Below are 16,365 nucleotides of genomic sequence, written 5' to 3'. Positions count from 1 at the left end.
AATGTCAATAGTTTTTTGTATATGTAAAAATATCAAAAAGCCTAATTTGTATTGTCAAGAAGACATTAACATTGTGTGTTTTATTTAGATATTGATTCTCTTTGTGCTTAGTTACCTACTATATAAAAGTCCTATTTGATTAGTGAAAACTTAAGCTACCCTCGATCAAATCAGGCAAACACTTAAATTTAACAAATACATTAGGACTACTAGATCGAGATCGATCTAGTAAAAATTCGATTATTCACAAAGTCAGTAAGAGTAACAGGAAAAACATGAATATCATAGTTCGTTTGTTTGGAGCGATCGTTCTCCAAGTATCTGCGTTGGCTGCAATGTCTAGCATGGCAATGTCTGATGACAAGCCCTTTCGCATCAATACCCAGCAGACTCCTGCTGTTTATCCACAAAAAACAACACAGCCTTTTCGTGTCAATACCCAGCAGGCTCCGGCTCCTGCTGTTTATCCACGAAAAACAACACAGAGGATTTGCTCTTTAGATCCCATTGAAGATTTATTACCTCCACCACAAACTAAAACAAGTAATTCTTTGCTTTCTTACCTTGCTGAACAGGGTTTTACACAAAATAAAGAGGGTTCCTGGGTCTGTTATGCCAACGATCCTAAAAAAGAAGGACGTTACTTTACTTTATTTAAGGTCAAACAAGTTAATAGCAGGCTCATAGCAAGTTCTTTCCTAGATGAAGGCAGTCTGATTCAAGGGCAGGAAAATCGTAGCTTGGACTTCTTTATGATGCTGATTGAGCGTCATACGAATACTACTAAAGAGAACCGTCAAGGTATACGTAGATATCTACAAGCCTTCGTTTCCTTAGTCAAAGAAGGGAAGATCAAACCTACACGTCGTGGGTATCTTTTTGACCAACCAAACCGGGCGCTGGTCTTGTATCACACACTCTCATCGGGAAACCTTAAAGGTACGGGAATCACGATCAACATTTATTTACCTAAGAGTTGAATTGGGGAAGTAGGGGAGCAGGCAGGGGAGAAGTAGCAATAAGTCTTTCCCCTCTGTCTCTTGTGTCCAATCCCCAATTAAATAGCTGTCGTTTAGTGGAGGTGCATCTTGTCTAAATCAATTGTTCAAAGAATTGCGATGCCGAAGATAGTTCGCTTTGCAGCGATCGCATTTTCATCTGTTGCAGTAGTACTCACTACGTGTCAGTCTGCTTTTGCACAGCTAAATGTTGGACGCTATGGCATCCAACAAGGATTGGAGTCTGAGTATCTCCAGTACCAACTTAATAACCAGAATTTAAGCCGGATGCGAGTCATTCCTGGATGTGATGTGGGATTTGGTCTGACCTGCAATAAAACTGGATCGGTAATCCAACGATTAGTGGAGTTAAACAATGGGACTAGTTATCAAAACCTTCTGATCCGAGCAGCCGGTGGGGAGAAAAACTTTCAGAATTTCGCTAGCTTCTACGGCAATAATCCCAATCTCTCTGCGGTGCCTTACGCCTCTTTTTGGAGAAACGCATCTCCCGCAATCATGGATGGATCTCAATACCTTCTTGGACAACCTTTTGGTCGCAATCCAGTAGAAGGACTCGGACTTGTAACCAAGCAGTTCTACTGGGCACCATACTCAGGAGTCAATGACTCTGTTAGCCTTCGTAATGGATTACTAGACCTGAAATTGTCATACGGACGACTGCTGTTTGAAGAGGCCTCAAAAATTTCTAATATTCAAGAGCAGATTCAGTCTCTAGGTCTGTCGCCAGAGATGACAAATTTTTATTTAGATAAAATCTCTACAGGCTTGGATGCGTTGAGTTCTGGAGATCAGAATCAACTCCAACAGAAGATTTTTGAAGTACTATCCTTTCCATACTCCGAAGATGGTGGAGAACTCGGACGCCCCAACAATGCGATTCCAGCGGAATTTAATCAGCTCTTAGGAGAAGATATCGCAGGAGAGACTTTGCTAAGTGACAATCCACTGGCCTTAGATGGAGAAACAATCGCTTTTGATGCTTTCCCTGGCTCTACGGGAGATGTCTTGGTACCAGACAGTTCTAGTTCCTTTCCACTTTGGCCAATAATCGGCGTTGGGGGTCTTGGTTTAATTCTGCTTTTACTACTGAGTGGCGATAGTTCTTCAGCTCAAACACCTATTTCTTCATCTCAACCACCTGTTTCTTTATCTCCTCAACCACCTTCTTTATCTCCTCAACCACCTGCACCTGTTTCTCCAGAAAATGCACCTTTGTCTCTCACCAATAAAGGTGAATGCGATCTGACCCCTAGTGGTAATGGTTCTAATCACACACAAATCGTTGAGATTCCGTGTAATGTTACTCCTCAAACCCCCACGGAAGTGAAGAAGGTAGTGGAGCCATCAACGATCAAAGCGCTTGTATTGCTAATTGTTCTACTATGGATAGTCGGTAACAAATACCGAACGTTAAAAATCCGTCATTCGTAATTGTTACGCTAATTTCCAGCAATGCCTATGAGCATCAGGCTTAGAAAGAAATAATTAATTAACTAATTAGGGTAACACAGCTAGCTGTGCTACCCTACCCGTGTAACAACTCATTAGTTGTCAGTTAATTCAAACAAAAATGGATATAGCGGAAATTTTATTTTTTAAACCGAGAATCCAAACCTTGTAAATAATAAATTCTTTGGAATAAGAATAATAACTATTCATATAAATTCTAATTTAATTAGATTATGGAAGTCTCATTTACCTGTATGAAATCTTGCTTACAGCATAATATCTAGATTTTATTTACTATTTTAACTAGGCTACGCTACTAGAAATTTTATATTATTTATTCAGTTGATTTATTTGGTTTTCATCTGTCTGTATATCGCTGCAATATTACGGGCATCATCAATGCCACGATGGTGTATACCTTTTAATTCTATCCCCAACTCATTGAGAGCTTGTGCCATACCAAATTTTTTAGATACGCCAAGATATTTTGAAAATTCCTCTTTTATATTTATGTGTTCGGAAGTAAAAGGATAAGGAAAATTATGAAAGGCGCAATCTTGAATAAATTGTTTTTTGTCGTAATTACCCCAAGAACAAAAAATATAATTGGGAAACAAATCAATCCATTCTTTGAAGCGAGAAATTGCTTCTAAAAATTTTGGTGCTTCGTCAACATCTTGCTGGCGAATACTAGTCAATTCTGTACAAAAACCTGTCAGTTGCGGATGTCTCACAGGTTGGATGAATTGCTGAAACTCGGAATCAATTTCCCATGTTGCTCGATTGAGCATCACTGCACCGATTTCAATTATTTCCATTTGGTGACGGGGAATAGTCCCACTGTCACAGCACGTAGCTTCCAAATCGACTATCAAATAATAGTGGGATCTTTTTGTTTTCATATTATATAGAGTAATGATACTTGATATAAGTAGTTATTTATACGTGGTTTTGAATAATTACACAATTTTTTGTAATCTTATTGTATTTATTGTACTACAAAAATGTGATGCTTACAGCCTTTTTGATTTATTTGAACTATAGCTAGCTGTAAGACCACGACTTCACCACAACTTAGGTAAAAAGAATTTAGATTGATGAAAAAGGTTTAACCCAACGGAATTGAATAGCGAGATCGAGAGCGATCGCAGCCAGCGCAAACCATAACAAACTTTCTGCCGCCAACACCAAAAAAGGGCAAATTGTGCTGTGCCAATTCCATCCAAGTTCTATCTGAGTTAGTCCGCGCACCAAGCCAAAGGCTAACACGCCACCAGCTTTGAGTTGAGGATTTCGATCGGAGCGGATGATATAGCGGTAGGTGACACCAAATAGGAAACCAGTAAAAGTTGCAACTGCACCACTCCCCCACAAGTGCCAGTTAATATTACTGTGCAGGCTTGCAAGTGTTTGAAAATACTTTGCCAGTACGAAAGTATTCAACAGACTAGCGATCGCAAAAGCCAAGCACACACATAACCCCCCAACTATTCCAGCCTTGAGGGATTCTATGCGTTCTGCCATTAATTGAGGATCTAAAGTTGAGTTCACTCTATATATAGAAGTTAAGGATTAGGTATTAGGGAAATTTTCCTTACTCTCCAGTATGATAAATGCTTGAGCAGCTTTGTCATTGATTAAATACCGCTCTCAAGTAGGAATTTTGATGATAAATTCGGTTCCCACACCAGGTTGAGAATTCACTTCTAATACACCTTTGTGTTTTTCTACAACAATTTGATATGCGATTGACAAGCCAAGTCCAGTACCTTTGCCAACAGTTTTTGTCGTAAACAACGGCTCAAACAAGCGTTTTTTCAGCCGTTCAGGAATACCAATCCCATTGTCAGCAATCCGAATTATAACTGATTGTTCAGAATCTATTTCTGTGGCAATTTTAATCTGAGGAATTAGATTGCTCATTTTGCCTTCCATTATAGCCTCATCAAGGGCATCAATTGCATTTGCAAGAATGTTCATAAATACTTGATTCATCTGCCCTAAATAGCAATTCACCTCTGGCAATATTCCATAACTTTTAATAACTTCAATGCCGGGACGATTGCCATTAGCCTTAAGGCGGTGTTGTAAAATCACCAGTGTACTATCTATTCCTTGGTGCAAATCAGCAGGTATTTTGGCATCACTATCCGAGCGAGAGAAGCTACGGAGTGAATTAGAAAGGTTTTGAATTCGTTCGCTTCCTATGTGGAGTGAACTCAAGATTTTTCCCATATCTTCGAGAACAAAATTTAGATCCAAGTTCTCAATAGTTTTGGTAATTTTGGCTGTTGGGTTGGGATATTCTTGTTCATATAGTATAAGCAACTCGGTTACTGCTGTAATATGTTCTTGCAAGGGTGGAATATTGCTGGAAATAAAGTTGATAGGGTTATTGATTTCATGACCAATACCAGCAATTAGCTCTCCGAGTGTTGATAGTTTCTCTTGCTGTACTAGTTGGACTTGGGCTTTTTGCAAAGCCCTGGTGCGATCGCTAACTTGTTGTTCCAAAGATTCAGTCAATTGTTTGAGTTGTAAATGTACGCGCACTCTTGCAATCACTTCTTCTTGGGCAAATGGTTTTGGGATATAGTCAACTGCGCCAAGGGAAAATCCCTTCGTTTTGCTCTCTGTATCTGCTAATGCAGTAGTGAAAATAATCGGAATGTTTTGGGTAACAGGATTGGCTTTGAGGCGGCGACAAGTTTCAAATCCGTCAATACCAGGCATTTGTACATCCAGCAAAATCAACTCTGGTTGATTGCGTTCGGCTTGGGCGATCGCACTTTCTCCATCGACTGCAACCCGAAAACGAAAACCCTCACTATTGAGTGCTTCACACAGGAGAGATAAATTTGTGGGATTATCATCCACAATCAAAATAAATCCGGTATCTGAGGTCTTAAGCATGATGAATTAGCAATTGAAATTTGACTTAAATTAATTGATGTATTGTTGAATAAAAGTTTCCAAACGTTTGAGTTGGAAATTACTAGCAAGCTGGACGATTTGCTGGACAAAAATGCTTAAATGCTCGTCAGATTTAGAAAGTTCCTCGGTCAGTTCCAAAACTTTTTGAATATCACCGTCTTGCGTTAGTTCGAGTAAATCTTGTAAAACCTCTTGCGCAGGATAAATCATCTCATTTGATCGATCCAAAGCATCTATATTGGTTTTTTTGATTTCATCTATCTTCAAGTCAAAAATCCATTCCAGTTGCAAAAACTGTCGTAGCATTTCCAGCAGCGTTTCAGCTTCTACAGGCTTTGGTAGAAATGCATTTGCACCTACATCAATGCTCTTGTACTGGTCGGCTGCAAACACACTGGCTGAGGAAGCGATGACAGCAATCTCTTTAAATTGCTCAGATTTACGTAAACGATCGATCAACTCAAATCCATTCAATATAGGCATCACGAGGTCAGTGATAATCAAGTCTGGTTTGTGGGCTAAAGCCTTTTCCCATCCTTCCTGACCCTGACTAGCTTCTATAACAGTAAACCCAACTGGCTCTAGTAAATTTACAATTACCGATCGATTTTCCCATTTGTCATCCGCAATCATAATGGTGCGGCTTTGTCCTTGATAACCAATAATAGTTCCTCGCTCAACCACTCTAGAAACCTTTGCCCAGTCTTTAGATTCTGGAAATTCTGCCTCAAACCAAAAAGTACTACCTTTGCCAAATTGACTTTGTACTTGAATCTGACCACCCATCAATAAAACAATGTTTTGGCTGATTGCTAATCCCAAGCCTGTACCTTCAGATTGTCGTTTTTGATTTCCTACTTGTTCAAATGGTTGGAAGATTTTCTGCACTTGTTCAGGGATTATGCCCGCACCAGTATCTATTACCTCAAAACGAATTTTGTAGTTAGTTTGTCCATTAGTATTTAATTGTTGATTAATGACCTTAACTTTGAAGGTGACACTGCCTTGATTAGTAAATTTAATTGCATTACTGAGTAAGTTAATTAGCACTTGCCGCAAGCGTTTTTCATCAGTATGAATGCCCGTTGGTAAATCAGGATCGAGTTGGACGTGAAATGCAATCACCTTTTGTTCTGCCCGAATGCGGGAAATTTCAGTCACGCTATCTATAAAGGCAGGTAAGTAGAAATCAACAGGATACAATTCTAATTTCCTGGCTTCTATTTTGGAGAGATCGAGGACATCATTAATTAGGGTTAAAAGATGAGAACCACATTGATAAATTATGCTTACTCCTTTACGTCCTTTCTCACTCAAAGATTCTGTACGTTGGAGAATTTGTGTATAGCCAAGAATACCGTTAAGAGGTGTGCGTAGTTCATGGCTCATATTGGCGAGAAATTCACTCTTGGCTTGGCTGGAGCTTTGAGCGACTTCTTCTGCAAGGCGTAGTTCTTTTTCGATGCGCTTGCGCTCGACAATTTCAGTTGAAAGCGCTCGATTCATAACTTCTAATTGAGCAGGACTAGGTAGGCTTAGAGCTTGAGGCATGAGATAAAATAACGCAAATGCCGTATATATCGAAATAATGGCAGTTAAAGCTTTTAAACTACCTGCAACCCAATAATTTGGATGCCAAAGCGTCCAAATATCCATCAGGTGTCCAGTACCACAGGCAATGATAAAAGCACCAAATAACAAAAAGATTCCATTAAAAGGAACATCTTTACGCTTGGAAATAAAGTAAATCAGTAGGAAAGGAATAGAATAATAGGCTAGAGCGATAATGGCATCAGAAATAATGTGCAGCCAGACTAATCCAGTTTGCCAGAGATAACAATGTCCGTGGGGAATAAAACCGTTGGATTGGAAAGGATAGTTGAAAAATGTCGGCATGATATTAGGGGTTGCTGGATTGGAAATATATACCCATAGCCCTAGTATTCCCAAAGTATCAATTTAGAAAGCGCGATCGCTACTTTTTTACATTCGTGTTTATCGTTGCTTAAAGTTCTAACGTATCAAGAAAAGTTGGTGTCTTTTGTGTATAGGCGTACCCCATCGTAGACATCGCACGCCAAACTTACAATCTGATTGATAAAAAAATCTCAGCCTGCCCAATCCCTGTATGATAAGTATTAGAAACCTTTTGTAATTATTTGAAAAGTGGGACTATGGAGATTTTGACACTAGGTTGGGTATCGTTGTTAGTTGTGTTTACTTGGTCAATTGCAATGGTAGTGTGGGGACGTAACGGACTATAGAGGCATTGTGGAAAGTCCATTCTTGAGTATTTTGGCTTTATTTGCTGTAGTGCTGCTCGTAGTAGTCACTGGTGGTATTGGTTATTTAACCCTGGCAGATTGGCGCGATCGCCGTCGCCGAGATGAAGAAAAACGCACCACTCGCAGCGCCACTCCCAAGCGGCGATAGTTTTCTCGTAATTGAAAATCTTTTTGTAGGGACGCGATACAATCGTGTCCCTACATTGTTTTTATGACATTCCCAGGAAATAATTGTTACCTTTGCGATCGCAACGGGAATCATTAAATAGAAGACTTTCAACATTTAAAGTCCCACTGGGAATGGAAAACTCCTCTACTACTCAACCCATACAACCAAATTCAGAACGGCAAGAATCTCATTCAGATGTAACATGCTCCTTGCATCAGAATGAGCAACAAAAAGCCTTATCTGGAGTTATTGCCCGCATTCGGGAGTCTCTAGACATAGAAAATATCTTCAAAATTACAGTCACTGAAGTCCGCCAACTTCTGAAAAGCGATCGGGTTGGCGTGTTTCGTTTTTATCCTGAATTGGCATGGGAAGGAGAATTTATCTATGAAGATGTGGCAACCGAATGGAATTCGGCATTAGCAGCCAAACTGCGCGACCACTGCTTTAGTGAGGAGTTCGCAGGCCTTTATCAGCAAGGTCGAATTAGAGCAATAACTGATATTTATCAAGTTAATGCCAGTGATTGCTATATCCAGATTCTGGAAAAATTCCAAGTACGTGCCAGTATAATTGCCCCCTTGATCAAAGGTAAAGATTTATGGGGATTGTTGTGTATTCATCAGTGTGGTAATCCTCGACAATGGGAAGCATCAGAAATTGAGTTTGTGCAATTAATCGCCGAACATTTAGGAGTTGCTTTACAGCAAGCAGATTACCTGGAACAAGCAAAACTACAATCAGCAGAACTAGCACAAGCAAAAGCCAGAGAAAAAGCAGCCCAATGGCAGAAAACCATAGCTATCACCATTGAGAAAATTCGCCAGTCCCTAGACTTGGAAAGTATTTTCCACACAACCACCGCAGAACTAAGGCAGCTGTTAAATGCCGATCGCGTGGCTATCTATCGCTTCAATCCCGATTGGAGTGGTGAATTCGTGTTTGAATCAGTGGCAGAGGGTTGGGTTTCCCTCATAGAGCAACAGTCGCAACGCCCGGAATTGAAAGAGAATGTCAGCGAATGTAGTGCCAAAGATTTAGCTAAACCCCCAGTCGCTGATACCTATTTACAAGATACAGAGGGTGGGAGCTTCACTCAGTGTGAAGTGTACCGAATTTGTCATGATATTTACAATTCAGGCTTTAGCGATTGCTACATTAAAATTTTAGAGATATATCAAGCAACAGCTTATGCGATCGTTGCTATTTACCACGGTCAGAAGCTCTGGGGCTTACTAGCAGCGTACCAAAATACTGGAACCCGTGATTGGCAAAAAGATGAGGTTTACTTGCTTACTCAAGTTGGCACCCAACTAGGTGTGGCTTTACAGCAAGCGGAATTTATCCAACAAATGCAGATTCAAGCAGCAGATATCAGCAAAGCTGCTGAAAGACAAAGAGCGTTGGCGCACACAGTAGAAAAAATTCGTCAGTCTCTTGAAATTGAAGCCATATTTAAAACCACTACTCAAGAAGTTCGTCGGCTATTAGAAGTGGAACGAGTCGCAATTTATCGCTTCTATCCTGATTGGAGTGGCGAATTTGTGGCTGATTCCATCGTTGATGGTTGGACACCAATTGTTAAGCCGCAGCCCGTAACAGAACGCGTTCTTGTGCAAGGAAAACAAGCAGGTAAGTATGCACGTAATGAAGTTTTTGTACCAATTTCTCAGGGTGAAAAGCTGTGGGGATTGCTAGTAGCTTATCAAAACTCCCAACCCCGTTATTGGCAAGATGAAGAAATCAACTTACTAGCCCAAGTTGGCGTTCAATTGGGGGTAGCATTACAGCAAGCTGAATCCTTGAAACAGATGCAGGTGCAAGCCCAAAAACTGGCTCAAGCCGCCGAGCGAGAACGGAAAGCAGCCGAAAGGCAGAAGGCCCTAGCCGCAACGGTGGAGAAAATCCGCCACTCTCTTGATATTGACACCATTTTTGCGACCAGTACAGAAGAAGTCCGACGGTTATTGGAAGTTGACCGAGTGACAATCTATCGATTCGGAACTGATTGGAGTGGGAAATTTGTTGCTGAGTCTTTAGCCGAAGGTTGGACACCAGTAAAGGAAATTGTACCTGCAATGTCTACGACGGGCTACGCCTATGCAAGTAATTACTTGCAAGAAACCCAAGGCGGAGATTTTGCTAATGGTAAAACTCTTGTTATTAACGATATTTACAGCACCGACGATTCTATTTCTTATATTGCCCTGATTAAACTCATGGAGGCTAGGGCATATATGATTGTGCCGATTTTTCAGGGTGAGAAACTTTGGGGATTACTAGCAGCTTATCAAAATATCAAACCCCGTGATTGGCAAGAAGATGAAGTAGATTTGTTGATGCAAATTGGTACTCAGTTAGGCGTAGGGCTTCAGCAAGCGGAATTACTAGAACAAACTCAATGTCAAAAAGAAGAACTGACCCAGACTTTGAAAGAATTACAGGACACTCAGAGCCAGTTAATTCAAAGTGAAAAAATGGCAGGGTTAGGGCAGTTAGTTGCTGGTGTAGCGCATGAAATTAATAACCCGATTAGTTTCATTTACGGGAATATCACTTATGTTACTGAACATACCGAAAATTTATTTAAATTACTGCGCCTTTATCAAAAACAGTATCCTAAGACAACAGAAGAAATTAAAAAGCAAATAGCAGCATTAGATTTAGATTTCATTAATGATGACTTGCCCAAAATTCTTGCTTCAATGAAGATGGGTGCAGAGCGGATCTCTCAATTAGTCTTGTCGTTACGAAGTTTTTCTCGGCTTGACGAATCAGGAATGAAGCCCGTTGACCTTCATGAAGGTATCGACAGTACTTTGCTAATTTTACAACATCGCCTGCAACCACAAACTAATTCTTTTGCTATTGAGGTAGTTAAGCAATATGGTGAATTGCCTCCAGTAGTCTGCTATGCAGCCCAGATGAATCAGGTGTTTATGAATATTCTCAACAACGCGATTGATGCACTGGAAAACTCAGCAATTAGTGGGAAGAAAATTGACAATCCTAAAATTTGGATACGTACAGAACTTATAGAAGAGAATACTGTTCTGATTTGGATTGCTGACAATGGTTGTGGGATTCCAGAGATTGTGCGATCGCGTATTTTTGAACCTTTTTTTACTACCAAACAACCTGGACAAGGGACTGGTTTGGGATTATCTATTAGTTACCAAATTATTGTAGAAAAACACGGCGGTAATATCAAATGTGTTTCTGAACCTGCTAATGGCTGTGAGTTCTGGATACAAATTCCGATGAAAAGGACAATTAGTTAGGAAAAAATAGGCGATGCATTCTCTATGAAGTAGGTTATGCGATCGCTTTTTCATCTCACGCAGAGACGCAAAGCAAGAGGAGAGCGATGCCTTTGGCGGGCTTTGCCTACGCACGGTAAAGATTTTTTTACAGGCGATGCCTTTGGCGTGCTTTGCCTACGCACAGTGGAAATTTTTTAGGCGATCGCTTCAAAAATTTCACTAACATTAGTAATATAAGTTGCTCTATGAATTAATATGGAAACTAAAGAAATTCTCCAAGCACTCCCCAGTCTAAGCATAAGCGAGCGCCTAAAGATAGCTTAATCAGCCCTGTAATTGGTTCTTCAAGAAAAACATTCACTTACCAAAGATGAGCAAAAAAGCCAATTAACACTAGCCGCAATGACAGCTATTGCAGATTATGCACCTGGTAGTGAATTAAATATATTTTCAGAGTTAGAGGGATAAAACTTTTGCGATTATCCAGATGAAGACTTCTACAACTCAGGGAATTAGGAGATAAAAAATGACCATACAGCTACAATTGAAACCAGAAATAGAGGCTCGTCTCATTGCTGAAGCTGCTGCACAAGGTTTATCGGTAGAAGCTTATCTTGCATCTCTGATTGAAAACAGTTTAACCAGCCATGAAGAAAGTTTTTTTTATCAAGTATCAACTCAGGAAGAATGGGAAGCTATATTAACAGATTTAATAAATAGTCCTGCTTTTTCATTAGCACCAGCGCTTTCAGATGAAGCGATTAGTCGAGAGAGTATTTACACCAGAGAGAATGAAATGTTATGAGCTATTTGGTGGATACTAATATTTTACTGCGTTTGGTGCAGAAGAATAGCCCAATGCACTTTGATACTCAAAGAGCCATCTTGATACTCAAGAGACAAGGGGAATTATTATATATAATTCCACAGAATATCATTGAGTTTTGGGCTGTCGCTACAAGACCAATTAATAGTAATGGTTTAGGTTTATCCACGGCTCAAGCAGTAGAAGAAACTAATAAACTTAAGAAGATATTTATACTACACCTTGATACACCTGCAATTTTTGGTGAGTGGGAATCTCTAATTGTTAAATACCAAGTCATGGGAAAAAAGGTGCATGATGCACGTTTAGTTGCGGCGATGATAACACATCAGATAACACATCTACTTACATTTAATATTGATGACTTTAAACGTTTTTCTGAAATTGTAGTTGTTGATCCACGCAGTGTTACACCGCAGTCTTAAATATATTGCCAGAGCGATCGAACGCTGAAGATTTTGCAGCGATCGCTTTTTTCGTCAAATGTATCATACGAAGTTGCCAAAGATAGGATTGTTTGGAATCAAGCTCCCACTGGACTGGCTTTCAAGCAAATAATACGATCTAAGACAACTTGGTATCAAGTCTAATCGTGAGTTGTACCATCTGGCATAATAGCACCAGTTAGAACTGCACGGTATAAATCTGCTCCACTCATATTTGCGTCTTTTAAGTTGGCTTTTTCTAACTTTGTATCTCTCAGATTTACTCCACTTAAATCTGCTAAAGAGAAGTTTGCCTCATTAAGGTTAGCATTCTCAAGCTTTGCTGCTCTAAGGTTTGCAGAAGTAAAATTTGCTCCTGAGAGGTTTCCATAAATGTATACTGCTGTCAGATTAGCATCAGTTAAGTTAGCGCCCGCTAAATTCAAACTAGAAATACAATTGCCAATGGCCACTGTAGCACCACTAAGATTTGCTTGACTCAGGTCTACAGCAGTTAGTTTAGCTCCAGCCAACCTTGACTGTATTAGATTTGCTCCACTCAGATTTGCAGCAGTTAAATTTGCATTACTAAGATTTGCTTGGCTTAAGTTAGCTCCTTCTAAATTAGCAGCAACCATACTTAAGTCGCTCAAATTCGCTCCACTTAGGTGGACTTTATTCATATTTGCATAACTGAGGTTTGCGTTTTTTAAATTTGCCTTAGTGAGTTTTGCCTCACTCAAGTTAACGTTACTTAAGTTAGCTCCTTCTAAATTTGCCTCACTCAAGTCTGCTCCTTCTAAATTTGCTTCAGATAAATTCACACCAATTAAATTTGCACCTGCCAAATTAGCATTCTGTAGCGATGCACCTGGAGTAATTAAATAGGCTCCAACATAACAGGGATCAAAATGTGTTGGAAAGATAGTTAATATGTCGTAATAGCTATATTGCAAATTGATTTCCTGAAGATTTGTTCCTTCAAAATTAGCTTCTATAAGTTTGGCTCGACTCAGATTAGCATTACTTAAGTCTGCCCTCATCAACTTGGCCTGTCTCATATTTGATCCACTTAAATTGACACCTTGGAGGTTAGCCATGCTTAGATTCACTCCTCCATATAGTTGACAACTACTGAGGTTAGCTTCACGGAAGTTTGCCTCCCTCAAATTTGCCCCGTTCAAATCAGCTTGACTGAGATTAGCTTTTTTGAGCGTTGCTTTCTCTAGATTCACTGACTTAAGTTGTGCTTTGTGAAGATACGCTTCATCTAAATTAGCTTTACTCAAGTTGGCATTAGATAAGTTGGCTTCACTTATATCTGCACCCTTCAAATTTGCATCACTCAAATTTACCTTACTAAAGTTGACATTAGTTAGATTAGCATTTCTAAAATTTGCATGACTGAGGTTCACTCCCTCTGCTAGAGATTTACCACTAAAATTAACTCCAGTTAAGTTAATCCCACTAAAGTCTCGTTGTCCTGACTTATACAGTCTCCAAAATTCTTCTGCATCAATAGGGAACTTAGTACTGTCTTCCTCTGCTGCATAAATTCTGTTAACTAACCACATTGTTCTGTCAATCTGAAATTCTAAATCTTTGGAAGCAGTGCTATTTTGTGTCTCTTCCTCAACTACATCAATTTCTTTTTCTTGCTCACTTTCAGCAATATCAATATTTTCAGGATTAGTAACTGGGTTTTCCAAATTTGTTTGACTTTCTTGCTGTTCAACCCTTTCAAGAACCTGATTTACTACTTCAATATCATCTAAATTCGCTTTGTTAATTGATACTTCACTATTATCCAAATCTTCGCTAATCTTAGACAGATGATTGATGGGCTGTTGTAATTCGGCAAAATGTACATTTAATTGTGCGATATCTTGTTGTAGAATTTCAATTTGCTGTAATTCAGTCCTATTGTTAAATTCCTGTTTAAAGTCATCAAAATACTGTTTTAGCCAAGCAATATTTTTTCGTCGGAGATCCTGTTCCAGTTCTAAGTGTGAAATCCGTGATGCCAACGATTCTAAAGTGAGTTCTAAGTTAGGGCTATTCATAAATTTATCAATAACTATATTGTGGCTGTATTTATAAATTGCCCAATTTAAAGCTTAGATTAACAATCAACACTCACAGTTTTTAGGTGCTTCTTTGCGTTAGGTAATTCTCCAACAAAAAACTTGCCTTAGAAGCATCACACCTCCAAGGCAAGCCAACTCTTTAAATTTTTTACTCCGCGCCCTCCGCGTCTTGGCGGTTCGTTAAAGTTGCTTCACTTCCGAAACCAACTTCGCCACCATATCCTTCGCGCTTCCAAAAAGCATCGTCGTTTTATCCTTGTAGAACAACTCATTATCTACACCGGCAAAACCCGTACTCATCCCGCGCTTAATCACAATCGTCTGCTTCGCCCGATCTACTTCCAAAATCGGCATACCATAAATCGGGCTACTTTTATCACTCCGCGCCGCCGGATTTACCACATCATTTGCCCCAATTATTAAAGCCACATCTGCTTGTTCAAACTGGGGATTAATATCATCCATGTCGTACAACTGGGTATAAGGCACATTTGCCTCTGCCAGCAAGACGTTCATGTGCCCCGGCATTCTCCCAGCAACAGGGTGAATGGCATACTTGACATCAACGCCCATTTTTTCTAACTGATCTGACAATTCCCGGACGCTATGTTGCGCTTGGGCAACTGCCATACCATAACCAGGCACAATTACCACAGAACGGGCATAACCCAACATCATCGCTCCTTCTTCGGGATCGATACTGCGGACGGTTTGATCTGTTGCAGCACCACCAGCAGCAGCACCACCAGAACTAGAACCTGTACCAAAAGCACTGAACAGCACACTGAAGAGAGAGCGGTTCATCGCCTTACACATAATTTCGGTTAGGATTAAGCCAGATGCTCCTACCAAAGCACCAGCGATGATTAACATATTGTTCATCACCACGAATCCAGCAGCCGCCGCCGCCACACCTGACAAGGAGTTCAACAGCGAAATTACCACCGGCATATCGCCGCCACCAATGGGGATGACGAACATCACACCCAGCACTAAGGAAACAGCTACCACTCCCAAGAATATGGGTAAGCTATCTGGCGTAATGATTAAATAGACACTACCTACCAAATAAGCACCCAGAAGCAACAGGTTAAATGGTTGCTGGAAAGGAAATGTAATCGGGGAACCGCTAATTAAACCTTGCAATTTGGCAAAGGCTAAAAAACTACCTGTGAAGGTAACGCCACCGATTAACACGTCCAACAGCATGGAAATGTTCACATCTATGGGTATGGGTGCGCCAGAATCCAATAATCGCCAGAATTCGGCAACGGCGACTAGTGCTGAAGCCGCACCACCTAAACCGTTGAGCAAACCCACCATTTGGGGCATTTCCGTCATTTGGACTTTGTAAGCAACGATCGCACCAATTCCCGATCCAATCGCCAAGCCCAACAATATCATCTCGTAGTTCAACACATGCCGATCCAGCATTGTCGCCACAATTGCCAGCAGCATCCCCACAGATGCAATCACATTACCGTTTCGCGCTGTAGCTGGTGAACCCAGCTTTTTCAAACCAAAAATGAATAAGGATGCAGCGACTAAATATGTCAGCTGAATGCCAGTTGGTAAAAAGTCGCTCACGCCTTAATCTCCTTCTTCTTGAACATTTGCAGCATTCTATCTGTGACTAGAAAGCCACCTACAACGTTTACTGTAGCTAGTACTACAGCAATTAATCCGAGAATTACTGACACACTTGTTTCTCTAGCACCTGAGGCAACTATTGCCCCAAGTACCGAAATGCCAGAAATCGCGTTTGAGCCTGACATTAAGGGCGTGTGTAGAGTCGGTGGGATTTTATTGATGACTTCAAAGCCGATAAAAGATGCCAATACAAATACAAACAAAGCAGCAAGTAATGCCTCTGTCATGAAATCAAAACTCCTTGTATAAATGGAA

The 16,365-nt window shown here is 40.3% G+C and carries 15 protein-coding genes; 8 read left to right on the top strand and 7 right to left on the bottom strand.

Going from position 1 to position 16,365, the window contains the following annotated elements:
• Positions 1–275: 275 nt before the first annotated feature.
• Together V7K45_RS30760 and V7K45_RS30755 are read left to right on the top strand one after the other, a co-directional pair.
• Positions 276–980, top strand: a complete 705-nt coding sequence (locus V7K45_RS30760) for a hypothetical protein (protein WP_335009429.1) — start codon at positions 276–278, stop codon at positions 978–980.
• Between the two features lie 108 nt (positions 981–1,088).
• Positions 1,089–2,453 (top strand): hypothetical protein, encoded by a 1,365-nt coding sequence (locus tag V7K45_RS30755; protein WP_335009427.1) that lies wholly within the window; start codon positions 1,089–1,091, stop codon positions 2,451–2,453.
• Positions 2,454–2,818: 365 nt separating this feature from the next.
• On the opposite strand, the gene V7K45_RS30750 is transcribed toward V7K45_RS30755, so the two are convergent.
• The 4 genes from V7K45_RS30750 to V7K45_RS30735 all read right to left on the bottom strand — a co-directional run bounded on the left by V7K45_RS30750 (position 2,819) and on the right by V7K45_RS30735 (position 7,301).
• Entirely contained in the window at positions 2,819–3,373 is a 555-nt protein-coding gene (locus tag V7K45_RS30750; RefSeq protein WP_335009425.1) for a 3'-5' exonuclease, read from the bottom strand.
• Positions 3,374–3,560: 187 nt separating this feature from the next.
• Positions 3,561–3,995: a hypothetical protein gene (locus tag V7K45_RS30745; RefSeq protein WP_335009520.1), complete on the bottom strand. Its 435-nt coding sequence runs from the start codon at positions 3,993–3,995 to the stop codon at positions 3,561–3,563.
• A 126-nt stretch (positions 3,996–4,121) separates the two neighbouring features.
• Positions 4,122–5,384, bottom strand: coding sequence for a sensor histidine kinase (locus V7K45_RS30740; protein WP_335009423.1), 1,263 nt, complete (start codon positions 5,382–5,384; stop codon positions 4,122–4,124).
• 30 nt (positions 5,385–5,414) lie between these two features.
• Positions 5,415–7,301, bottom strand: coding sequence for an ATP-binding protein (locus tag V7K45_RS30735; RefSeq protein ID WP_335009421.1), 1,887 nt, complete (start codon positions 7,299–7,301; stop codon positions 5,415–5,417).
• A gap of 278 nt (positions 7,302–7,579) precedes the next feature.
• On the opposite strand from V7K45_RS30735, the gene petN reads away from it, so the two are divergent.
• The 6 genes from petN (at position 7,580) to V7K45_RS30705 (ending at position 12,373) form a co-directional block, all read left to right on the top strand.
• Positions 7,580–7,669, top strand: coding sequence for a cytochrome b6-f complex subunit PetN (petN, locus tag V7K45_RS30730; protein ID WP_012408302.1), 90 nt, complete (start codon positions 7,580–7,582; stop codon positions 7,667–7,669).
• 7 nt (positions 7,670–7,676) lie between these two features.
• Entirely contained in the window at positions 7,677–7,838 is a 162-nt protein-coding gene (locus V7K45_RS30725; RefSeq protein ID WP_094350864.1) for a hypothetical protein, read from the top strand.
• Between the two features lie 152 nt (positions 7,839–7,990).
• On the top strand, positions 7,991–11,140 hold the full coding sequence (locus V7K45_RS30720; RefSeq protein ID WP_335009419.1) for a GAF domain-containing protein: 3,150 nt from the start codon (positions 7,991–7,993) through the stop codon (positions 11,138–11,140).
• Positions 11,141–11,458: 318 nt separating this feature from the next.
• The gene (locus V7K45_RS30715) at positions 11,459–11,590 is read left to right on the top strand and encodes a hypothetical protein (protein WP_335009417.1); all 132 of its coding nucleotides are present in this window, start codon (positions 11,459–11,461) and stop codon (positions 11,588–11,590) included.
• Positions 11,591–11,648: 58 nt separating this feature from the next.
• Entirely contained in the window at positions 11,649–11,927 is a 279-nt protein-coding gene (locus tag V7K45_RS30710; RefSeq protein WP_334779745.1) for a hypothetical protein, read from the top strand.
• Positions 11,924–12,373, top strand: a complete 450-nt coding sequence (locus V7K45_RS30705) for a type II toxin-antitoxin system VapC family toxin (protein WP_335009415.1) — start codon at positions 11,924–11,926, stop codon at positions 12,371–12,373. The genes V7K45_RS30710 and V7K45_RS30705 overlap by 4 nt, the downstream gene beginning before the upstream one ends.
• Positions 12,374–12,534: 161 nt before the next feature.
• Here V7K45_RS30705 and V7K45_RS30700 read toward each other — a convergent pair whose 3' ends face one another.
• The 3 genes from V7K45_RS30700 to V7K45_RS30690 all read right to left on the bottom strand — a co-directional run bounded on the left by V7K45_RS30700 (position 12,535) and on the right by V7K45_RS30690 (position 16,337).
• Positions 12,535–14,436: a pentapeptide repeat-containing protein gene (locus V7K45_RS30700; RefSeq protein WP_335009413.1), complete on the bottom strand. Its 1,902-nt coding sequence runs from the start codon at positions 14,434–14,436 to the stop codon at positions 12,535–12,537.
• A gap of 204 nt (positions 14,437–14,640) precedes the next feature.
• Entirely contained in the window at positions 14,641–16,047 is a 1,407-nt protein-coding gene (locus V7K45_RS30695) for an NAD(P)(+) transhydrogenase (Re/Si-specific) subunit beta (protein WP_335009411.1), read from the bottom strand.
• Positions 16,044–16,337 (bottom strand): NAD(P) transhydrogenase subunit alpha, encoded by a 294-nt coding sequence (locus tag V7K45_RS30690; RefSeq protein ID WP_109009004.1) that lies wholly within the window; start codon positions 16,335–16,337, stop codon positions 16,044–16,046. Before V7K45_RS30690 ends, V7K45_RS30695 begins: the two co-directional genes overlap by 4 nt.
• Positions 16,338–16,365 lie beyond the last annotated feature (28 nt).

This window comes from Nostoc sp. (assembly GCF_036917375.1).
Lineage (GTDB): Bacteria > Cyanobacteriota > Cyanobacteriia > Cyanobacteriales > Nostocaceae > Nostoc.
The sequence above is the reverse complement of the archived record's forward strand: the minus strand, read 5'-3'. Positions and strand labels throughout refer to the sequence as shown.

Coding starts and splice junctions, on each gene's coding strand:
- V7K45_RS30760 (WP_335009429.1), top strand. CDS start 276: ATGAATATCATAGTTCGTTTGTTTGGAGCGATCGTTCTCCAAGTATCT.
- V7K45_RS30750 (WP_335009425.1), bottom strand. CDS start 3,373: ATGAAAACAAAAAGATCCCACTATTATTTGATAGTCGATTTGGAAGCT.
- V7K45_RS30745 (WP_335009520.1), bottom strand. CDS start 3,995: ATGGCAGAACGCATAGAATCCCTCAAGGCTGGAATAGTTGGGGGGTTA.
- V7K45_RS30740 (WP_335009423.1), bottom strand. CDS start 5,384: ATGCTTAAGACCTCAGATACCGGATTTATTTTGATTGTGGATGATAAT.
- V7K45_RS30735 (WP_335009421.1), bottom strand. CDS start 7,301: ATGCCGACATTTTTCAACTATCCTTTCCAATCCAACGGTTTTATTCCC.
- petN (WP_012408302.1), top strand. CDS start 7,580: ATGGAGATTTTGACACTAGGTTGGGTATCGTTGTTAGTTGTGTTTACT.
- V7K45_RS30720 (WP_335009419.1), top strand. CDS start 7,991: ATGGAAAACTCCTCTACTACTCAACCCATACAACCAAATTCAGAACGG.
- V7K45_RS30710 (WP_334779745.1), top strand. CDS start 11,649: ATGACCATACAGCTACAATTGAAACCAGAAATAGAGGCTCGTCTCATT.
- V7K45_RS30705 (WP_335009415.1), top strand. CDS start 11,924: ATGAGCTATTTGGTGGATACTAATATTTTACTGCGTTTGGTGCAGAAG.
- V7K45_RS30700 (WP_335009413.1), bottom strand. CDS start 14,436: ATGAATAGCCCTAACTTAGAACTCACTTTAGAATCGTTGGCATCACGG.
- V7K45_RS30690 (WP_109009004.1), bottom strand. CDS start 16,337: ATGACAGAGGCATTACTTGCTGCTTTGTTTGTATTTGTATTGGCATCT.